Source organism: Methanospirillum lacunae (genome assembly GCF_003173355.1).
Classification (GTDB): domain Archaea; phylum Halobacteriota; class Methanomicrobia; order Methanomicrobiales; family Methanospirillaceae; genus Methanospirillum; species Methanospirillum lacunae.
Map to the genome: position 1 here is coordinate 421,428 of NZ_QGMY01000008.1, position 15,093 is coordinate 436,520.

17 protein-coding genes are annotated in these 15,093 nt (G+C 47.9%); 8 read left to right on the top strand and 9 right to left on the bottom strand.

The genetic code is table 11. The features are described from left to right. The first annotated feature begins 3 nt into the window (after positions 1–3). From DK846_RS12145 to DK846_RS12170, 6 genes are all read left to right on the top strand, one after another. Positions 4–1,224, top strand: coding sequence for a YcaO-related McrA-glycine thioamidation protein (locus DK846_RS12145; protein ID WP_109969218.1), 1,221 nt, complete (start codon positions 4–6; stop codon positions 1,222–1,224). Next, positions 1,178–1,855, top strand: coding sequence for a TfuA-related McrA-glycine thioamidation protein (locus DK846_RS12150; RefSeq protein ID WP_109969219.1), 678 nt, complete (start codon positions 1,178–1,180; stop codon positions 1,853–1,855). Before DK846_RS12145 ends, DK846_RS12150 begins: the two co-directional genes overlap by 47 nt. Further along, positions 1,852–2,574, top strand: coding sequence for a HesA/MoeB/ThiF family protein (locus DK846_RS12155; protein ID WP_109969220.1), 723 nt, complete (start codon positions 1,852–1,854; stop codon positions 2,572–2,574). The genes DK846_RS12150 and DK846_RS12155 overlap by 4 nt, the downstream gene beginning before the upstream one ends. Positions 2,575–2,581: 7 nt before the next feature. Continuing rightward, the gene (locus tag DK846_RS12160; protein ID WP_109969221.1) at positions 2,582–2,860 is read left to right on the top strand and encodes a MoaD/ThiS family protein; all 279 of its coding nucleotides are present in this window, start codon (positions 2,582–2,584) and stop codon (positions 2,858–2,860) included. After that, positions 2,861–3,271 carry a molybdenum cofactor biosynthesis protein MoaE gene (locus tag DK846_RS12165; protein ID WP_109969222.1) on the top strand — a complete coding sequence of 137 codons (411 nt, stop codon included), beginning with the start codon at positions 2,861–2,863 and terminating at the stop codon, positions 3,269–3,271. It begins immediately after the preceding gene. 63 nt (positions 3,272–3,334) lie between these two features. Beyond that, the gene (locus tag DK846_RS12170) at positions 3,335–3,805 is read left to right on the top strand and encodes a GNAT family N-acetyltransferase (protein WP_109969223.1); all 471 of its coding nucleotides are present in this window, start codon (positions 3,335–3,337) and stop codon (positions 3,803–3,805) included. Between the two features lie 46 nt (positions 3,806–3,851). On the opposite strand, the gene DK846_RS12175 is transcribed toward DK846_RS12170, so the two are convergent. From DK846_RS12175 to DK846_RS12190, 4 genes are all read right to left on the bottom strand, one after another. After that, entirely contained in the window at positions 3,852–4,229 is a 378-nt protein-coding gene (locus DK846_RS12175) for a nucleotidyltransferase domain-containing protein (protein WP_109969224.1), read from the bottom strand. Further along, complete coding sequence (locus DK846_RS12180) at positions 4,211–4,702, bottom strand: DUF86 domain-containing protein (protein WP_109969225.1); 492 nt, start codon at positions 4,700–4,702, stop codon at positions 4,211–4,213. The genes DK846_RS12175 and DK846_RS12180 overlap by 19 nt, the downstream gene beginning before the upstream one ends. 25 nt (positions 4,703–4,727) lie before the next feature. After that, positions 4,728–5,669 (bottom strand): lysylphosphatidylglycerol synthase transmembrane domain-containing protein, encoded by a 942-nt coding sequence (locus DK846_RS12185; protein ID WP_109969226.1) that lies wholly within the window; start codon positions 5,667–5,669, stop codon positions 4,728–4,730. 90 nt (positions 5,670–5,759) lie between these two features. Then, positions 5,760–7,046, bottom strand: a complete 1,287-nt coding sequence (locus tag DK846_RS12190; RefSeq protein WP_109969227.1) for a bifunctional hexulose-6-phosphate synthase/ribonuclease regulator — start codon at positions 7,044–7,046, stop codon at positions 5,760–5,762. A 182-nt stretch (positions 7,047–7,228) separates the two neighbouring features. On the opposite strand from DK846_RS12190, the gene DK846_RS12195 reads away from it, so the two are divergent. Continuing rightward, positions 7,229–8,893: a S8 family serine peptidase gene (locus tag DK846_RS12195; RefSeq protein WP_109969228.1), complete on the top strand. Its 1,665-nt coding sequence runs from the start codon at positions 7,229–7,231 to the stop codon at positions 8,891–8,893. A gap of 36 nt (positions 8,894–8,929) precedes the next feature. On the opposite strand, the gene DK846_RS12200 is transcribed toward DK846_RS12195, so the two are convergent. Continuing rightward, a complete protein-coding gene (locus DK846_RS12200; protein ID WP_109969229.1) occupies positions 8,930–9,442 on the bottom strand; it encodes a nitroreductase family protein in 513 nt (170 codons plus the stop codon). A gap of 62 nt (positions 9,443–9,504) precedes the next feature. Next, positions 9,505–10,641 carry a DUF3821 domain-containing protein gene (locus DK846_RS12205; protein ID WP_109969230.1) on the bottom strand — a complete coding sequence of 379 codons (1,137 nt, stop codon included), beginning with the start codon at positions 10,639–10,641 and terminating at the stop codon, positions 9,505–9,507. A gap of 86 nt (positions 10,642–10,727) precedes the next feature. Between DK846_RS12205 and msrA the strand changes: the two genes are divergently transcribed. Next, positions 10,728–11,198, top strand: coding sequence for a peptide-methionine (S)-S-oxide reductase MsrA (gene msrA, locus DK846_RS12210; protein WP_109969231.1), 471 nt, complete (start codon positions 10,728–10,730; stop codon positions 11,196–11,198). Positions 11,199–11,262: 64 nt separating this feature from the next. Here msrA and DK846_RS12215 read toward each other — a convergent pair whose 3' ends face one another. The 3 genes from DK846_RS12215 to DK846_RS12225 all read right to left on the bottom strand — a co-directional run bounded on the left by DK846_RS12215 (position 11,263) and on the right by DK846_RS12225 (position 15,025). Further along, positions 11,263–11,718, bottom strand: coding sequence for a response regulator (locus DK846_RS12215; RefSeq protein WP_109969232.1), 456 nt, complete (start codon positions 11,716–11,718; stop codon positions 11,263–11,265). Continuing rightward, positions 11,705–14,347: a PAS domain S-box protein gene (locus DK846_RS12220; RefSeq protein ID WP_181391754.1), complete on the bottom strand. Its 2,643-nt coding sequence runs from the start codon at positions 14,345–14,347 to the stop codon at positions 11,705–11,707. Before DK846_RS12220 ends, DK846_RS12215 begins: the two co-directional genes overlap by 14 nt. Positions 14,348–14,431: 84 nt before the next feature. Further along, positions 14,432–15,025 (bottom strand): hypothetical protein, encoded by a 594-nt coding sequence (locus tag DK846_RS12225; protein WP_146201214.1) that lies wholly within the window; start codon positions 15,023–15,025, stop codon positions 14,432–14,434. Between the last annotated feature and the right edge of the window lie 68 nt (positions 15,026–15,093).

Sequence of the window (15,093 nt, forward strand, 5' to 3'; positions counted from 1 at the left end):
TCAATGAAACTCGCTTCGTGCAGGAAACGGTATCAACAGGAGACTCACCGGACAAAATCCCCTGAAGAAACCTACGCGATTATAAAGGACCTTGTTGTTCCGGCCGGAATAACCCGTGTTGCTGACATCACCGGACTTGATCGGCTAGGAATCCCTGTATTTTCATGTATAAGGCCGGATGCTGCCGAAGGATCAATTTCTGTCTATAACGGGAAAGGTGCAACCGAGATGGCTGCACGGGTCTCTGCCATCATGGAAGGGCTTGAGCGGTACTCTGCCGAGATGCATGATCGTCTCCCGGTGATGGGAACAATTGATCAGATGGCAGACGGCAGGGATCTGATCGATCCCACTGAACTAATTCTGCCCAAAGGCGTTGATCTGACCTTCCCGATTCCCTGGTTTTCAGCAAGTGACATTATGCAGGAGAGTGATGTCCTTGTACCTGCTCATGCAATCTTTCACCCGGTTCACCGGAGTATGGGCCAGCTCTTCAGAACCAGTACCAACGGGATTGCATCAGGCAACACTCTTGAAGAAGCGGTGTTTCATGGCCTTTGTGAGATCATTGAACGGGATGCCTGGTCTCTGGCAGAGGCTGTAAACAGAGGAGGTCCGGTAATTTCTGGGATTGAAAACCAGACCATTCTCTCTCTGTTGAATCGATTCAAAGAAGCAGGAGTTGAGATAATTCTTCGGGATATCTCAAGCGAAATTGGCCTTCCAACTGTTGCTGCAGTTGCTGACGATGTCACACTCAGAGATCCGACTCTCCTCTGTATCGGGATGGGAACTCATGCTGTCCCAGAAATTGCAATTCTCCGTGCCCTTACCGAAGCTGCACAAAGCAGGGCAACCCAGATTCACGGAGCACGTGAAGATACCCAGGACAGCCACATGAAGCGGCAGATCGGATATGACCGGACAAAGCGTCTGAATAAAAAATGGTTTGAGACCGGTCATACTATCGACTTTTCAGAGATGTACGCCTTTCGATCTGAAGATTTCCTTGATGATATTGCATACACCCTCAGGGAGCTGAAGAAGGCAGGAATCAACCATGTCCTCGTTACTGATCTCACAAGACCTGAAATCGGGATTCCTGTCGTCAGGGTTATCGTTCCAGGGCTTGAACATTTTGCAATGGATCCTGAACGTATTGGAAATAGGTGCAGAAGTGCCAGACGTAATTATTTACCTGGGTCCAAGCCTGCCTCTGCATGAGGCAGAATTGATCCTTCCTTCAGGATCAGCAGTTCAATATTGTCCACCGGTAAAACGGGGTGATCTTGCCGCAGCCATTGCAGCAAAGCCGAAGATTATCGGGATCATCGATGGCCTCTTTTTTGAGAATGCTTCGGTTGGTCATCGTGAGATCCTGGGAGCGATGAAGGCCGGGATCAGAGTGATAGGAGCGTCGAGCATGGGTGCCCTTCGTGCAGCCGAACTCTCTTCATTTGGCATGGAAGGAGTCGGTGAGGTGTATCGCCGTTATCAGGAAGGTGAGATTGAGTCTGATGATGAGGTTGCTCTCATCTGCGATCCCGTATCAAACACCGCCCTTTCTGAAGCACTCGTCAACATCAGAATTACTCTTGAAAAAGCTGAATCATCAGGTATTATAACCCCGGAAGAACGGATGGCTTTGTTTTCAGAGGCACAAAAACGGTATTATCCTGATAGGACCTGGACCCAGGTGATCAGGGGGGCAGGTCTCCCCTCAGATCGCACAGAAGAAATTCTCTCCTGGGTCAAAACTTCCCGGGTGGAGCAGAAGCAGGATGATGCGAAAGCCGCTCTCAAATATATTGCCACATTGATGCATCCTTCCAAAACTCAGGATGAGATTTCATGAACACTACTAGTACCCGCTACTCAAGGCAACTCCCACTCTTTGGGAGAGAGGGTCAGCAAAAACTTGCTGATGCAACTGTTTTCATCGCTGGGGCCGGAGGACTCGGTTCTCCGGTTGCTTGCTATCTTGCCATGGCCGGGATTGGCGAACTGATCATTGTTGATGATGATCAGGTTCAGGAGTCGAACCTGAATCGTCAGTTTCTTCATGCCAACCGGAACATCGGTATGAGAAAGGTGTATTCAGCAGCAGAAACCCTTACAGCCCTTAATCCTGATCTGACGATTACAGCCATTCCTGAACGCATCACAGCTGAAACCATTGAAAGCCAGACCGGGGATGCAGATATCCTGGTTGACGCAACGGATAATTTTGAAACCCGGTATCTCCTGAATAAAGCAGCCTTTCAATCAGGAATACCCCTGGTACATGGGGCTGTTGAAGGTTTTTCAGGCCAACTAACCACGATTCTTCCCTGGGAGACCCCATGTCTGTCCTGTCTTTTTCACAGGGCACCTCCTGAACGTGATACTCCGGTAATCGGTGCGACAGCAGGTGTGATTGGATCTCTCCAGGCCATGGAAGTAATCAAGTACATAACCGGATCTGGTCGTCTTATTGCAGGCAGACTTTTGATTTGGGATGGTCTGAGCGGAAGATCCGACTACCTTACATTATCAGCCCGGCCAGACTGTCCTGTCTGTCAAACCCTACGGTGAGTGAATCATGAAGATAACGATAATCTGCTATGCCCGATTCAGGGATATATTTGGAGAAGAAACGCCGGTGGATCTTCCAGAGTCTGCATCAATTCTGGATGCTGTAAGGAATCTTGCCAGTACAGCAGGATCTGATGCAGAGCTGCTGCTCAATTCAGAAGGATTGATCCAGGAGTACGTGATGATGGTGTACCAGGGAACTCGGATTCTCCCGGCAGAGGCAGGAAGTATCACACTCACAGATGGCGAGACTATAACTCTGTTTCCTCCGGTATCTGGTGGATAAATGATCGGGATAACACGCGATGATATTGATATCTCTGCCTTGATTGAACGGGCAAGAAAACCAGAAACAGGTGGGATTGTGACGTTTATCGGTACAGTCCGCGATGACGGGTTTGAAGCCCTTGAACTTGAGGTCTGTGAAGAGATAGCAGTCAGGGATCTGAACCGGATTGCTGCTGAAGCCACTGAAAATTTCTCTCTCAAATCGGTAGAGATCATCCACAGAAGTGGCAGACTTGCACTCACTGAAACTATCGTTGCCATTGTCTGTGGTGCGGGTCACCGCCAGGAAGCATTTGCAGGGTGTTCATGGATCCTTGAGGAGATCAAAGCCTACGTGCCAATCTGGAAAAAAGATATCGGCGAATCCGGGACCTGGCACTTTGCAGCTCCCGGGGATCAGCAGCCCTGATCATAGGGTATCGTCTCTCCTGGGTCTCCCTTTTCTTTCTGTGCCTCTTATCTATGAGGAGATATGGATATCACGATCCGAGAAGCAACACCTGATGATGCCTCCATCATTGCCCAGTATAACCAACGTATGGCGATGGAAACTGAAAAAAAACTTCTTTATCCAGATACTGTCGAAAAAGGAGTTTCCATTTTTCTTTCCCGGCCTGATAAGGGCTTTTACCTGATTGCAGAGTCATCCGGAGTTGTTGCAGGGCAGTGTATGGTTACCTATGAATGGAGTGACTGGCGATGTGGCGACTTCTGGTGGATTCAGTCTGTATATGTTCTCCCTGAGTTCAGGAGGAATGGTATCTTTTCAGCTCTGTATCATCATATTCTGGAGCGGGCAGCATCAGATGATCTGGTAGCAGGTATCAGGCTGTACGTGGAGAAACAGAATTTCACAGCCCAACAGACATACCTCAGTCTCGGAATGGATCACACCCATTACGCGATGCTTGAACGGGATTTTACAAAAAATCCCCTGAAGTAAAGAAATATGTCTAAATGTTGTATTCCAGAGGTGACTCCTGTACGAGTTACGGTGCTCCCGGAATTGGTGTCTGGTACCATCGTTGATCATCCCATTTCTTCCACCAGGGATACAGGTACTCACTGAGAGCATACAGGTCCGGGGATGATATCAGAATTCCGGTGGACAGAATCCTGATCTGCATGAAGAGCGGAAGTAACTCAAATATCCTGATATCATAACGGTCCGCCCTGATGTGACGCCATGCCTGTTTTTGGAGCCAGGCAGGATCCAGATCAGGTCCCGCAACCAGGCAGAGATCAGTATCACTTCTCTCATCTGCCACTCCTTCTGCCTGCGAGCCGTAGAGGAACACTCCGGGAAGGATTACTGGCAGAGATGAAAGTTCCTGAAGTATCCCTTCTTTCAAACTTTGTGGATCCATTCCTCTATTACCTGTACAAGCAAGCAAATTTCAGGAAGTGACTGATTGATTCCTGCCAGTGCAAGAACTTCATCGGTACCGTTGTACCGGTGAATAATCCGGTTTCGAAGGCCGTTCATCTCACGGAGCAGTCGTTTCTGTTCAGCTGAAAAGAGAGATATCTGGTCAATATTTGAGTAGTCATCCCGGGCAGGAACCTTTGTATCCCGCAGGATCATCGAGATACAATCCATGGTTGCTTCAGTTATCTCCTGAAAAGCCTTGAATATTGCCAGCATCGTCTTTGTGTCGCAACCGGGACCACTGATTTCATTGATTTCTTTAAACCAGGTGTCTATAAGATCTGCACGTCCGTGGATCCAATTTATTTTATCCTGGTACCGAAGACGGCGATCCTCATCCATGCATACTGATCCGTTTTTCTTTGTAAAAACTCTGGCTTTGCAAAGTTTTAGGGGTAGTCCTTGATCCATCTGACCAGGACATTCTTGCTGACCTCTATTTCCCCACGGTTCTTAAAGCGTACCTGAACCCGACTACCAGGTGAAATCCTACTGTGAGGACCCGGTCAAGAAGAGCAATTGCAAGTCCGGCTGCAGCTGGTATACCATACTGTGCAAATACTGCGACATACCCACCTTCAACAAAACCGAGTCCTGATATTGAGATTGGAATCAGTGCGAGAGCACTTATCAGTGGCTGGATGAAAATCATCTCCTGAATCGGGATGACAAACCCTGCTGCGAGAGCAATGAGCACAAGACGCAGGCTTTGAAGTGTCCAGATAAAGAGTGTGAAAAGGATAGATGACCCCATGGTCAGTGCAGGATGAGAGAGTGCATCCATGGCTTCACCAAGGTCAGTGGCAAAAGAGGAGAGCCGGGGCATCCTGAAGATATGCACCAGGTTCAGCACTGCTGATCTCTTCACCCAGAATGCAGTAAGAATGACGATTGGAATAGAGAGGACTGCGGTCACCATTAAAAGAAGTCCTGGAGAATGAGCAGCCGAGAGGAGAAGAAGTCCGCCACATCCGAGTATGAAGATTGCGACAAAGTCACAATACCGGTCAAGAAAAACAGAACCGAGTCCTGCATGGGTTGGTACCCGATCACGGATCGTAAGGGGTCTTGAGATCTCCCCGACCCGGGCAGGGGTCATATCAGACATCAGTATTCCAGCGACAAACCCCTGGTATGTAACGAGTACAGGAACATGATATCCCATCTGCCTGAGAATAAATCTCCATCTGAGGGAGAGCAGAAGCAGAGTGATGGCATAGACCAGAACAGCGACAACGAGCAGAGAGATCTGGACTCCTGCGAGGGCATCTATGATATCTTTAGGGTTAAATCTGAAGAGCAGCCATCCGATGATGATGATACCGATTGTAATTTTAAGGACAGTCTTCAGCCAGGCAGGGATAGTATTGATCATCATGATGAAATATGGTGAGATCTGGGTCCTGTGAGAGATATTAGGAGGTCTTTCTCAGTAGTCGTCAGATAACCTGATAAACAGATGGAGAGGTTACTGTTTTTCCCACCTGAGGAGGTTCATGACCTCAGCCAGGGTACTGCCATCGCGAATCTCTGCCCTGATGCGGTCTTCAGTCTTTTTCACCTCAAGAGCTCTTCTGGCTACCTCGTATGCCCGCTCTTTTGGTATAACAACAACCCCGCTCTCGTCAGCAACGATCCAGTCACCAGGTCTGACTGTCTGGCCTGCACATCTGATCTCCGCGTTGATCTCCCCGAATCCTTTCGGTTCGCCTGCGTTCGGCACTGTTGCCTTTGCCCAGAGTGGGAAGTTCATCTTCCTGATGTCATCCACATCCCTGACCGCCCCGTCGATAACTACACCGGTGACACCGCGGTTCTTTGCTGAAAGGGTGGCGAGTTCTCCCCATGGAGCAACACTCGTCACCTCATCGTTGCTGATAACGAGGAAATCACCTTCCCCTGCCGTATTTATTGCCTCAACCGGTTTTGCCCAATCCCCGCCGATGGTCTGCACAGTCACTGCCCGGCCGGTCGCCTTTGTCCCGGGACAGAGTGGAAAGAGCCCGTGCATGGCACCTTTCCGATGCATCGCATCAGTAACATGAGGTGCAGAAACCATGCTGAATATTTTGCGAATCTCGCTCTCCTTATCAGGAGGCTGCCATCCACCCGGGCCCGGGTTATCCAGTGAACTCCGAATCTCTCTGGCAGAGCCGGTGACATCAGAAGCCCGGACGATCCAGCCACCGACAATAACGATATCTGCACCTATTCGAACTGCCTCACTGGCAATGGCAGCATCGATTCCACCTGCAATTGCAATCTGAACTGAAACAGTTCCAATTATCTGAGTAAGAACATCCAGGGGGTTTTTACCAGTCATCTGCTGATCGATACCGGTATGAACAGCGATGATGTCAACACCGAGTGTTTCAAGTACCCTGGCCCGTGCTGGCGGATCAGAAACATTCAGAAGATCAGTCATGATCTTCACGCCGTATTTGGCACCTGCACGAACTGATTCTGCAATTACTTCATCATCAGCTGAGCCAAGCACACAGACAACAGAGGCTCCTGCCTTTGCAGCCATCTCCACCTCGATGGCCCCGGTATCTGCTGTTTTCATATCAGCAACTATTGTTTTGCCGGGAAAGGCTTTTGCAAGGGCTGTGACCGCTGCCATTCCCTCACTCTTGATAAGAGGAGTTCCTGCTTCCAGCCAGTCAGCACCTCCGGCAACAGCAGCCTCTGCAATCCGGAGTGCCCGATCCGTCTCGACCAGGTCAAGTGCAACCTGCAGGATGGGTGGATTCATGAGGTACAGATCTGCCTGACTGAGGGATAATCATTCCTTTCACCGAGTAAAGAAAATCCCGTTCTCTTCAATTGACTATAGTCCAGCAAAGAATATACCGCAGGGCTTTATGTTACTGCCATTCCAATATCCTACTACAGCAGGTCTGCCTTAATACAGACACTGGTGGGTGGGGTTATCATATGATCAATCAGCGGGAGCTCTGGAGATCGCTCATTGTTTTTCTTCTGTTAATATCCACCGTTGTAGCCCTTTCTGTGGCAGACGGTACGAATAGCTCTATAAACAATTCTGTAAATGGGACTTCAAATACTACAACCAACCTGACCGATGCACCCTATGTTCCGGGCGAGATTATTATCAAGTATAAAAATACTGATAGCGTTTCTGCTATGAGTGTCCCGTCTGCCAAACTGGCAAGCCTGGGCGCCGGGGTTAGTGACGACTTCTCTGCCGAGGGCCTTAAAGGGATGCAGATGATCGATGTTGATACTTCAATCTCGGTTGAAAAGGCCATCGAAGAGCTGAATAAGTCATCATATGTTGCATATGCAGAGCCCAACTATGTCATCCAGCTCTCCCTCCCGTCAGAACCTGAACTCCCTAATAATACAACTGCCGAATCTTTCAGCGCTGAATCAGTCTCCGGTGCTCCCAATGATCCTCGTTTCTCTGAGCAGTGGGCCCTCTCCAACACAGGTCAGACAGGTGGGACCTCAGGAGCAGATATCGGTGCCCTCTCTGCCTGGTCTGTGACCACAGGTTCAGATTCTATCGTGGTTGCGGTCATTGATACCGGGGTTGACTACACCCACCCGGATCTTGCTGCCAATATCTGGACCAACCCGGGAGAGATAGCAGGGAATGGGATCGATGACGATGGGAACGGGTATATTGATGACGTTCATGGATGGGATTTCATCAACAACGACAACGATCCGATGGATGACAACGGTCATGGAACCCACTGTGCCGGAGTAATTGGTGCTGTAGGAAATAACGGGATTGGCGTCAGTGGAATAGACCAGAAAGTGAAGATCATGCCACTTAAATTCCTGCGTGCTGATGGCAGCGGCGATGTTGCGGCATCTCTGAATGCAATTGCATACGCAAGAAAAATGGGAGCAGATGTGATAAGCTGCTCCTGGGGTGGCACAGCCAAGAGTCAGGCTCTTGAGGATGCAATATCTTCAACCAATGTACTGTTTGCATGTGCAGCAGGCAACTCTGGTGTCAACACGGATATCATACCTCAGTATCCGTCCTGTTTTACAGAGGCACAGATCATATCAGTAGCTGCCAGTAATGCAAAGGATGGCATTCCATCCTACTCTAATTACGGTCCTGTATCGGTTGATGTTGCAGCACCAGGTGATGGTATCCTTTCCCTGTATCCAACCTCGCTTGGTTCCCAGTACATGAGCATGAAAGGCACCTCGATGGCAACGCCTCATGTTGCAGGTCTCGCTGCTTTGTTACTCTCACAAAAATCGAGCCTCACCCCTGCTGAACTGAAGTCACTGATCATGAGTAATGTAGATACGATCTCTGCCTGGTCAGGAAAGACCGTGACAGGTGGGCGGATTGATGCAGGAAAAACCCTTTCAGCCCTGTCTGGCAGTTCAGTATCTGCCCTTCCCGGCCAGTCTAATAAACCAAAGGATCTCAATGGTGACGGGGTGTATGACGATATCAATGGAAATGGACGCCGGGATTATGCTGATGTCTCACTCTATTTCCAGTATCTTGACTGGATCAAATCTAATGAGCCGGTAGCAGCGTTTGATATTTCCGGAAACGGAAGAATTGATTATAGCGATGTCGTAAAACTTTTCCAGGGTATCTGATTTTTGAAAACCCCAAAAAAATAATTTTCTCAAAGGTTACGCTTCTTCTTCTTTCCAGGTATCCATGAAAGAGACTTCATCAAGATGCTTCTTCTTTGGTATCGTGATCTCTTTGGGGAATCCGCCAGCGATCAGGGAGACCAGGGTATACTTTTCAGGGACATTCAGAAGTTTTCTGACTGGTTCTCCGTACTCTTTCTTGTCTCCGGCAACCCAGCAGGTCCCCAGGCCATACCCCTGCAGACAGATTATTAAATTTTCAGTTGCAGCGCAGCCATCCTCAAGGTAATACTTGGCGTCCTTCTCTCCAAAGATAGCAAAACAGACTGCTGCAGTCTCAATAAATCGTCCATGATCTGTCAGTTCAGCGATTTGCTTGAGCAGTGCCTTATTCCTGACAGCTCCAAAAAGCCATGGCTGTAAATTCATTGCCGTCGGTGCTAGCCGGGCACATTCGAGGGCTTCGTGGACGATCTCATCATCAACTGGTGCATCTGTGAAACTACGGACACTTCGCCGCGATTTGATGAGTGTTGCCCCAAGATTCATGTGATATACTCTATCTGAATCCAAAAAAAGATTGAGGTTCCTGATTTCTGATCACATGTCTTCTATCTCTTTCCGGCCCGGCATAGTGCTGCCATGGCTGCAAATACAGTTAGGATTACACCCGGTACAGAGAGGGGTACAGATTTTGTCTGGACAGGGACCGGTAAAGCCGGTACTGGAGTATCTGTTGGTACCTGAGATGCCTGTGTTATTGTTGGAGGCACTGGAAGCGGTGACTGGTTTGCGACCGGTTGCTGAATGGAAGAGGCTGGAACCGGAACCTCTGTCTGCTGTGTTGTGACAATAGACGTCCCTCTGGGTGAAGATGTAGCCATGTTGTTTTGGGACACAGTAACTGCGGCTCCTGTTGTCATCGTCTGCGCAGGAGTTGCCTTGATAGTTGGTACCTGGGTTATTTTCTCTCCGGTGTCAGTTGAGGAAGAACCGGTTTCTATCCCCACCTGTCTGCCTGAATTTGACAGCGGGTTAATGTCCTGAATGAGCACCGTGATAGGTTCTGATACACCTGTTCCCGGGTCAGCACTGTTTGAATCAAGTTCATTTGCGGTGCACTTAGCCTGGATTGTATAGGTTCCGGAATCTGTCCCGCCTGTGTTCCAGACCGGTCCGGTATCATACAGAGAAGAACTGACCGGGATTCCATTGAGTCTGAATGAACCTGAAGGGCCTGAAACAGTTGAATATTCGCTTCTGCTGGGAGTTGTAATGAGGATATCTACCGGGGCTCCGGAAATACCCCCCCGCGATCTGATTTCGTACAGGTTACTCTCGATCTGAAATGAGGCCAGATGGCCCCGGGGCAGCCACTTTCCTGTGGCGTCAAAATCAGAAGTCGTATCCTTTATCTTAACTTTCAGTTTCGGTTGCTTGATCTTCATCACTGGTGTCTTTGTTGTGAGTGTGTACCAGATCCCTTCTTTTCCTAAAAAGGTTGCACTGAGAGCTGAGAACCTGGCAGGGTTTGAGACCGTGACTGTATCTGCCGGTGCCTCATCAAGTGAAGTCCCTGGGGCCCACCAGGCGATCTGACTTCCTGAACTGACTCCTGATCCACTGATATCAAGGTTTTCTTCACCGATGAAAACAGTCCCGCCAGGAGGGACTGTTTTAATGTCAGCCAGTACCGGAAAGAACAGTGTGAGAATGATACAGATAGTAACTGGTATCCATAATCGCATGATGCAATCAGGTTTCTTCTGGTGTATATAGATTTACATGGTGAGCATGTACCACCCTGATAAACCCGTGCATCAAACGTACCCACATGGCTATTGCTACCGTTGCAGCAGGATGTTTCTGGGGTGTTCAGGCAGCATTCCAGCAGGTACCCGGGGTCCTTGCTACCCGGGTGGGCTACACTGGAGGAACGATGTCTAGCCCAACCTACCGCGATGTCTGTACTGACAAAACCGGGCATGCCGAAGCTGTTCAGATTGAGTATGACCCAGAGCAGGTCTCATACCGGCAGTTGCTTGAGGTCTTTTTTCATCTCCATGATCCAACCCAAATGAATCGTCAGGGTCCTGACGAGGGAACCCAGTATCGGTCTGTGATATTCTATGGATCAGAGGAAGAGAAGGACTGTGCAACCAGAATGATACACGAGATCAATCAGTCCGGGTTATTCAACTCACCTGTTGTTACTCAGGTTGTTCCTGCAGATACATTCTGGCAGGCAGAAGAGGAGCATCAGTCATATTTCCTGAAAATGGGAAGGCGTTATGGCGGACTGTAGTGAAACCAGATCATGATCTGGATACCTGACTCCCGGTCATGGGAGATAAGAAGATAATACAGATTCAGTTTCCGGTATGGACCATTGGCCGGTTCATATTTCGCCAGTAATTGATAAGTTCACGAATTGTCTCAGCATACTTTTCGAACTGGACTGGCTTTACAACATAACTGTTTGCCCCAAGCTGGTAACTCTTCACAACATCGATGTCCTGATTTGATGATGTGAAGACAACCACCGGGTGGGTCACACTGCGCGGATTTTCTTTGAGTGCTTTAAGCACCTCTATCCCGTCTACGAGTGGCATTTTTAAATCAAGGAATATTACGACAGGATAATCCGGAGCCTGTCCCTCGTATTTTCCAGTCCCGAGAAGATATTCAAGTGCTTCCCTTCCGTCAGGAAAGACACGTACCTGATCTCCCATGTCAATCCATTCCACAACATTGAGGAAGAGTTCAATGTCATTTGGGCTATCCTCAATGAGGATTAATTCCAGTCCTGCGTCACTTCGTGCCATGTACCATCCCTACCGTGAAAAAGAAGGTTGTTCCAGATCCTTCTTCTGATATGACTCTGATGTGTCCGCCATGCCTGATTATTATCCGGTTTACTATTGCAAGGCCAACGCCGGTTCCTTCGTACTCTCCAGCAGGATGCAGCCTCAGGAACACGTCAAATATCTTATCTGCGTATTGCATATCAAAACCTATCCCATTATCCTGAACAAAGTACTCGGGAACATCATGAGAGATCGTGTATCCGACCCTGATCTTTGGCCTGTGTCGTTTTTGTGAAAACTTCATCGCATTAGACAGGAGCCTGGTGAGTACCTGCCTGAGCATGAGGAGATCACCATAAGCCGGCGGGAGTTCATCAATTGTTACCTCAAACCTGACGAGGGGGTAAGAACTCATGAGTTCACAGACTACTTCCTCAGTAATTGTCTGCATGTTAACACTGGTCAGTTCGATCTGCCGCCGTGACATTTGAGAAAAGGTGAGGAGATCATCGATCAACAGGTCCATAAACCTGATATTTTCGTGAATCTTTCCAAGATAATGAGCAGTATCTGATTGTTTATCGTGTTCCGTTTTCAGGGTTAAAATATGGGAAAATCCATCGATTGCTCTGAGAGGAGCTCTGAGGTCATGTGAGATTGTGTACGTGAATGAGTCGAGTTCATGTATGATCGCCTCAAGCTCCTGAGTTCTGATCTTTACTTCATGCTCCAGCATCTGATTCATATTCTGTTGTGCTATCGCTGCCAGGTGTTTGTCTGTAGTATCCCTGAGGATGGTGACAATCTTCTCAACCCTTCCGTCTAGCCAGATTGGAATCTTGCGGGTTTCAGTGTGAATTATCCCTTTCTCCTGATTCAGGATTTCTTCGGTGATCAGCATTCTGCCTGTTTCAAAAACTTCAATATATTCTGCCCTGATCTTCTCGTCCAGAAATGGAAAGACATCAAAGAGGTTCTGGTTGATAAGCGATTCAACAGTGGGAAGATCTATCCAGACATGGAAGGCATCGTTGATTAGAAGTATGGTATATGACCGGTCGATCACATGAACGCCATCAACCATCGCGTTTATTGTTGACCGGTAGAGAAGATCTGATGCACGAATGTTTTCTTCAAGCTGTTTCAGATCTGTGATATCTCTGCCAACTGACTGGTATTCAATGACTACGCCATCTTCGTTGAATATCGCTGTATCGTTCCACTGAACCCACCTGGCGGTTCCATCATGGGAAAGTATTTTTTGTTCTATGGTTGCTGATGGAGTTTGTCTGTTTAATGATGAGAGGTGATTTGCCATGATCTGCCTCTCTTCCTGAGTCATCTCCGGGGTAAACCGTGACCCGAGCATCTCATTGATGCTTTTTCCAAAAAATCGTGCGTATGCATCGCTCACAAACAGGTGACTTCCATCAGGTTTGAACCTGCATATGAGTTCGGCTTGGGTCTCCACTACTTTGCGGTACCGCTCTTCACTCTGGAGAAGCTTCTCTTTTTCTTTTTTGAGATCATACACCAGGGTTCTGATACTTGAGACAAGTCTTATAGTGCTCTCCTGAAGACTGCGAAGCTCGATACTGGCACCAGTTCTGATGGTGTGATCGAGGTTTCCACAGGCCACTCTGTCGACATCTTCGACGAGATCTTCAATCGGTCGTGTTATCCTTCTTGAGAGCTGCACGGAAAGCAACATACCGCATATAATTATTATCAGAGCAAGAATGAGATGATTTACGAGTATGCGGTTTAATTTGTCCTCAAGCCGATTGTTATGATACGTGATCTCTGCAACAAGACTCATATCAACACCATAGATTCCATTACGCATATCAACAAGGAGATATTTTACAACAGACTCGTTTTCGGGGTAATGAAACTCTCGACTTTTACGATCAGTGAGAATACTACTGATGATTGAACGTTCCTCGTCGCTAGCGTTATATTTTGGATCACCAACAAGTCGGAAATTTTTTCTGAACAGTCGTGCGTGATCGATATCAGGATTGATCTCTTTGATCTGAGTCATAACCCTACGATAATCGAGACGAAGTTCCTGTTGCCCAAACTCCGGCTTACTGTATGCAAGCTCCATGATGTACTTGTGATCAGGCGTTGGCATGTATGCATACTTTGTCAGGTTCCCGGTGTAGTAGTCAGGTGTAATCCGATCCGGGTACATTTGGCTTGTATTTCTGATTTTTTTTAAAAATTGTGCGACGTTTGGATAGATTTGGTTAAAATCAAGTGCGGGGTTCTGGGTATTTGAACTTTGTACAATGACGGCGGACTCGTTGATAAGGTAGATTTCCATCCCAAGTTGCTGGCTAAGATTCTGCAGGTCCCTTTGAGAGAGATCCCCACCTGTTTCATTGTACTTCTCCATTGCCAATGAGAACCCGTTCTCCATTATGCCATTAAACGAGTTATCATAGTTCTCAAGTCCGGCATTGATGATACGAAATGAGGTGTTGATCATCTGTTCAGAGTGATCTCTGAGTCTCAAGGAGTTATCCTGAACAGCTCCCACCGTTACAAAATAATTAATCAGAATAATTCCTGTAACGATGAGTGCCACGGTGCAGAAAATAATGAGTGATATCTGCCGGGACAGTCTCCATTTCTCTAACATTCTCATTCCTATACGACTCTAAACCTGATCTGGTTGTTTACCATAAAGCAGGATAACACTTCCCATATGAATTCGTAACGATCATCACCCCTCTTCAAACTCCTCCTCTTCTCCGGAGTTTTCATCGTAGGACTGGTCAAACTCTGCCTGGTCCTGGTCAGCGACAGGAACATTCTGCATGATTAGATCCCAGGCATTTTCGTCACCTGCATATGCTTCAGGCCATGGATCGCACTGACTCAATGCAGCAACCAGAGTCCGGATCGTTGCTTCGAGAGAGGCATTTTTTGTCTCAAGCGTGGAAATCCTGCCTCGAAGTTCATCATAATCATCGCGATAACTCTTTGTATCCGCTTTTTCATTGGATGTCAGTAATGACCTGATAAACCTGTCCATCACTTCATCTGATGGCCGGAAGAGCAGGAATCGTGATGGTCCAAGGATGTGCAAGATATCTGAAATATCATCGTGCCTAATGTCCTGCCTGTCCCCGGTGATGATTAAACCGGCAGCATCATTGCTCTGAAAGTAATCTTTAATGTTTTCAAGACTCTCTACCTGCACCACCTGCCTCTCCTGATCATCTTCACCCTGATCCTTTTTTTTCGTTGATGTTTTCTTTCCAAGGATCAGAATAGGTAACTCCGGGCTGGCGTGTTTATTGTCGATAGCCCTCACCACTGGCTGAGGTTCGTAGAGGTGACCATATATTGGGTTGCACGTACCAGAGATCGATGCCTCATTAG

What these genes read in the sequence shown, in the direction of transcription:
- DK846_RS12145 (WP_109969218.1), top strand. Translation starts at nt 4, where the DNA reads ATGAAACTCGCTTCGTGCAGGAAACGGTATCAACAGGAGACTCACCGG.
- DK846_RS12155 (WP_109969220.1), top strand. Translation starts at nt 1,852, where the DNA reads ATGAACACTACTAGTACCCGCTACTCAAGGCAACTCCCACTCTTTGGG.
- DK846_RS12160 (WP_109969221.1), top strand. Translation starts at nt 2,582, where the DNA reads ATGAAGATAACGATAATCTGCTATGCCCGATTCAGGGATATATTTGGA.
- DK846_RS12165 (WP_109969222.1), top strand. Translation starts at nt 2,861, where the DNA reads ATGATCGGGATAACACGCGATGATATTGATATCTCTGCCTTGATTGAA.
- DK846_RS12170 (WP_109969223.1), top strand. Translation starts at nt 3,335, where the DNA reads ATGGATATCACGATCCGAGAAGCAACACCTGATGATGCCTCCATCATT.
- DK846_RS12175 (WP_109969224.1), bottom strand. Translation starts at nt 4,229, where the DNA reads ATGGATCCACAAAGTTTGAAAGAAGGGATACTTCAGGAACTTTCATCT.
- DK846_RS12180 (WP_109969225.1), bottom strand. Translation starts at nt 4,702, where the DNA reads ATGGATCAAGGACTACCCCTAAAACTTTGCAAAGCCAGAGTTTTTACA.
- DK846_RS12185 (WP_109969226.1), bottom strand. Translation starts at nt 5,669, where the DNA reads ATGATGATCAATACTATCCCTGCCTGGCTGAAGACTGTCCTTAAAATT.
- DK846_RS12190 (WP_109969227.1), bottom strand. Translation starts at nt 7,046, where the DNA reads ATGAATCCACCCATCCTGCAGGTTGCACTTGACCTGGTCGAGACGGAT.
- DK846_RS12195 (WP_109969228.1), top strand. Translation starts at nt 7,229, where the DNA reads ATGATCAATCAGCGGGAGCTCTGGAGATCGCTCATTGTTTTTCTTCTG.
- DK846_RS12200 (WP_109969229.1), bottom strand. Translation starts at nt 9,442, where the DNA reads ATGAATCTTGGGGCAACACTCATCAAATCGCGGCGAAGTGTCCGTAGT.
- DK846_RS12205 (WP_109969230.1), bottom strand. Translation starts at nt 10,641, where the DNA reads ATGCGATTATGGATACCAGTTACTATCTGTATCATTCTCACACTGTTC.
- msrA (WP_109969231.1), top strand. Translation starts at nt 10,728, where the DNA reads ATGGCTATTGCTACCGTTGCAGCAGGATGTTTCTGGGGTGTTCAGGCA.
- DK846_RS12215 (WP_109969232.1), bottom strand. Translation starts at nt 11,718, where the DNA reads ATGGCACGAAGTGACGCAGGACTGGAATTAATCCTCATTGAGGATAGC.
- DK846_RS12220 (WP_181391754.1), bottom strand. Translation starts at nt 14,347, where the DNA reads ATGTTAGAGAAATGGAGACTGTCCCGGCAGATATCACTCATTATTTTC.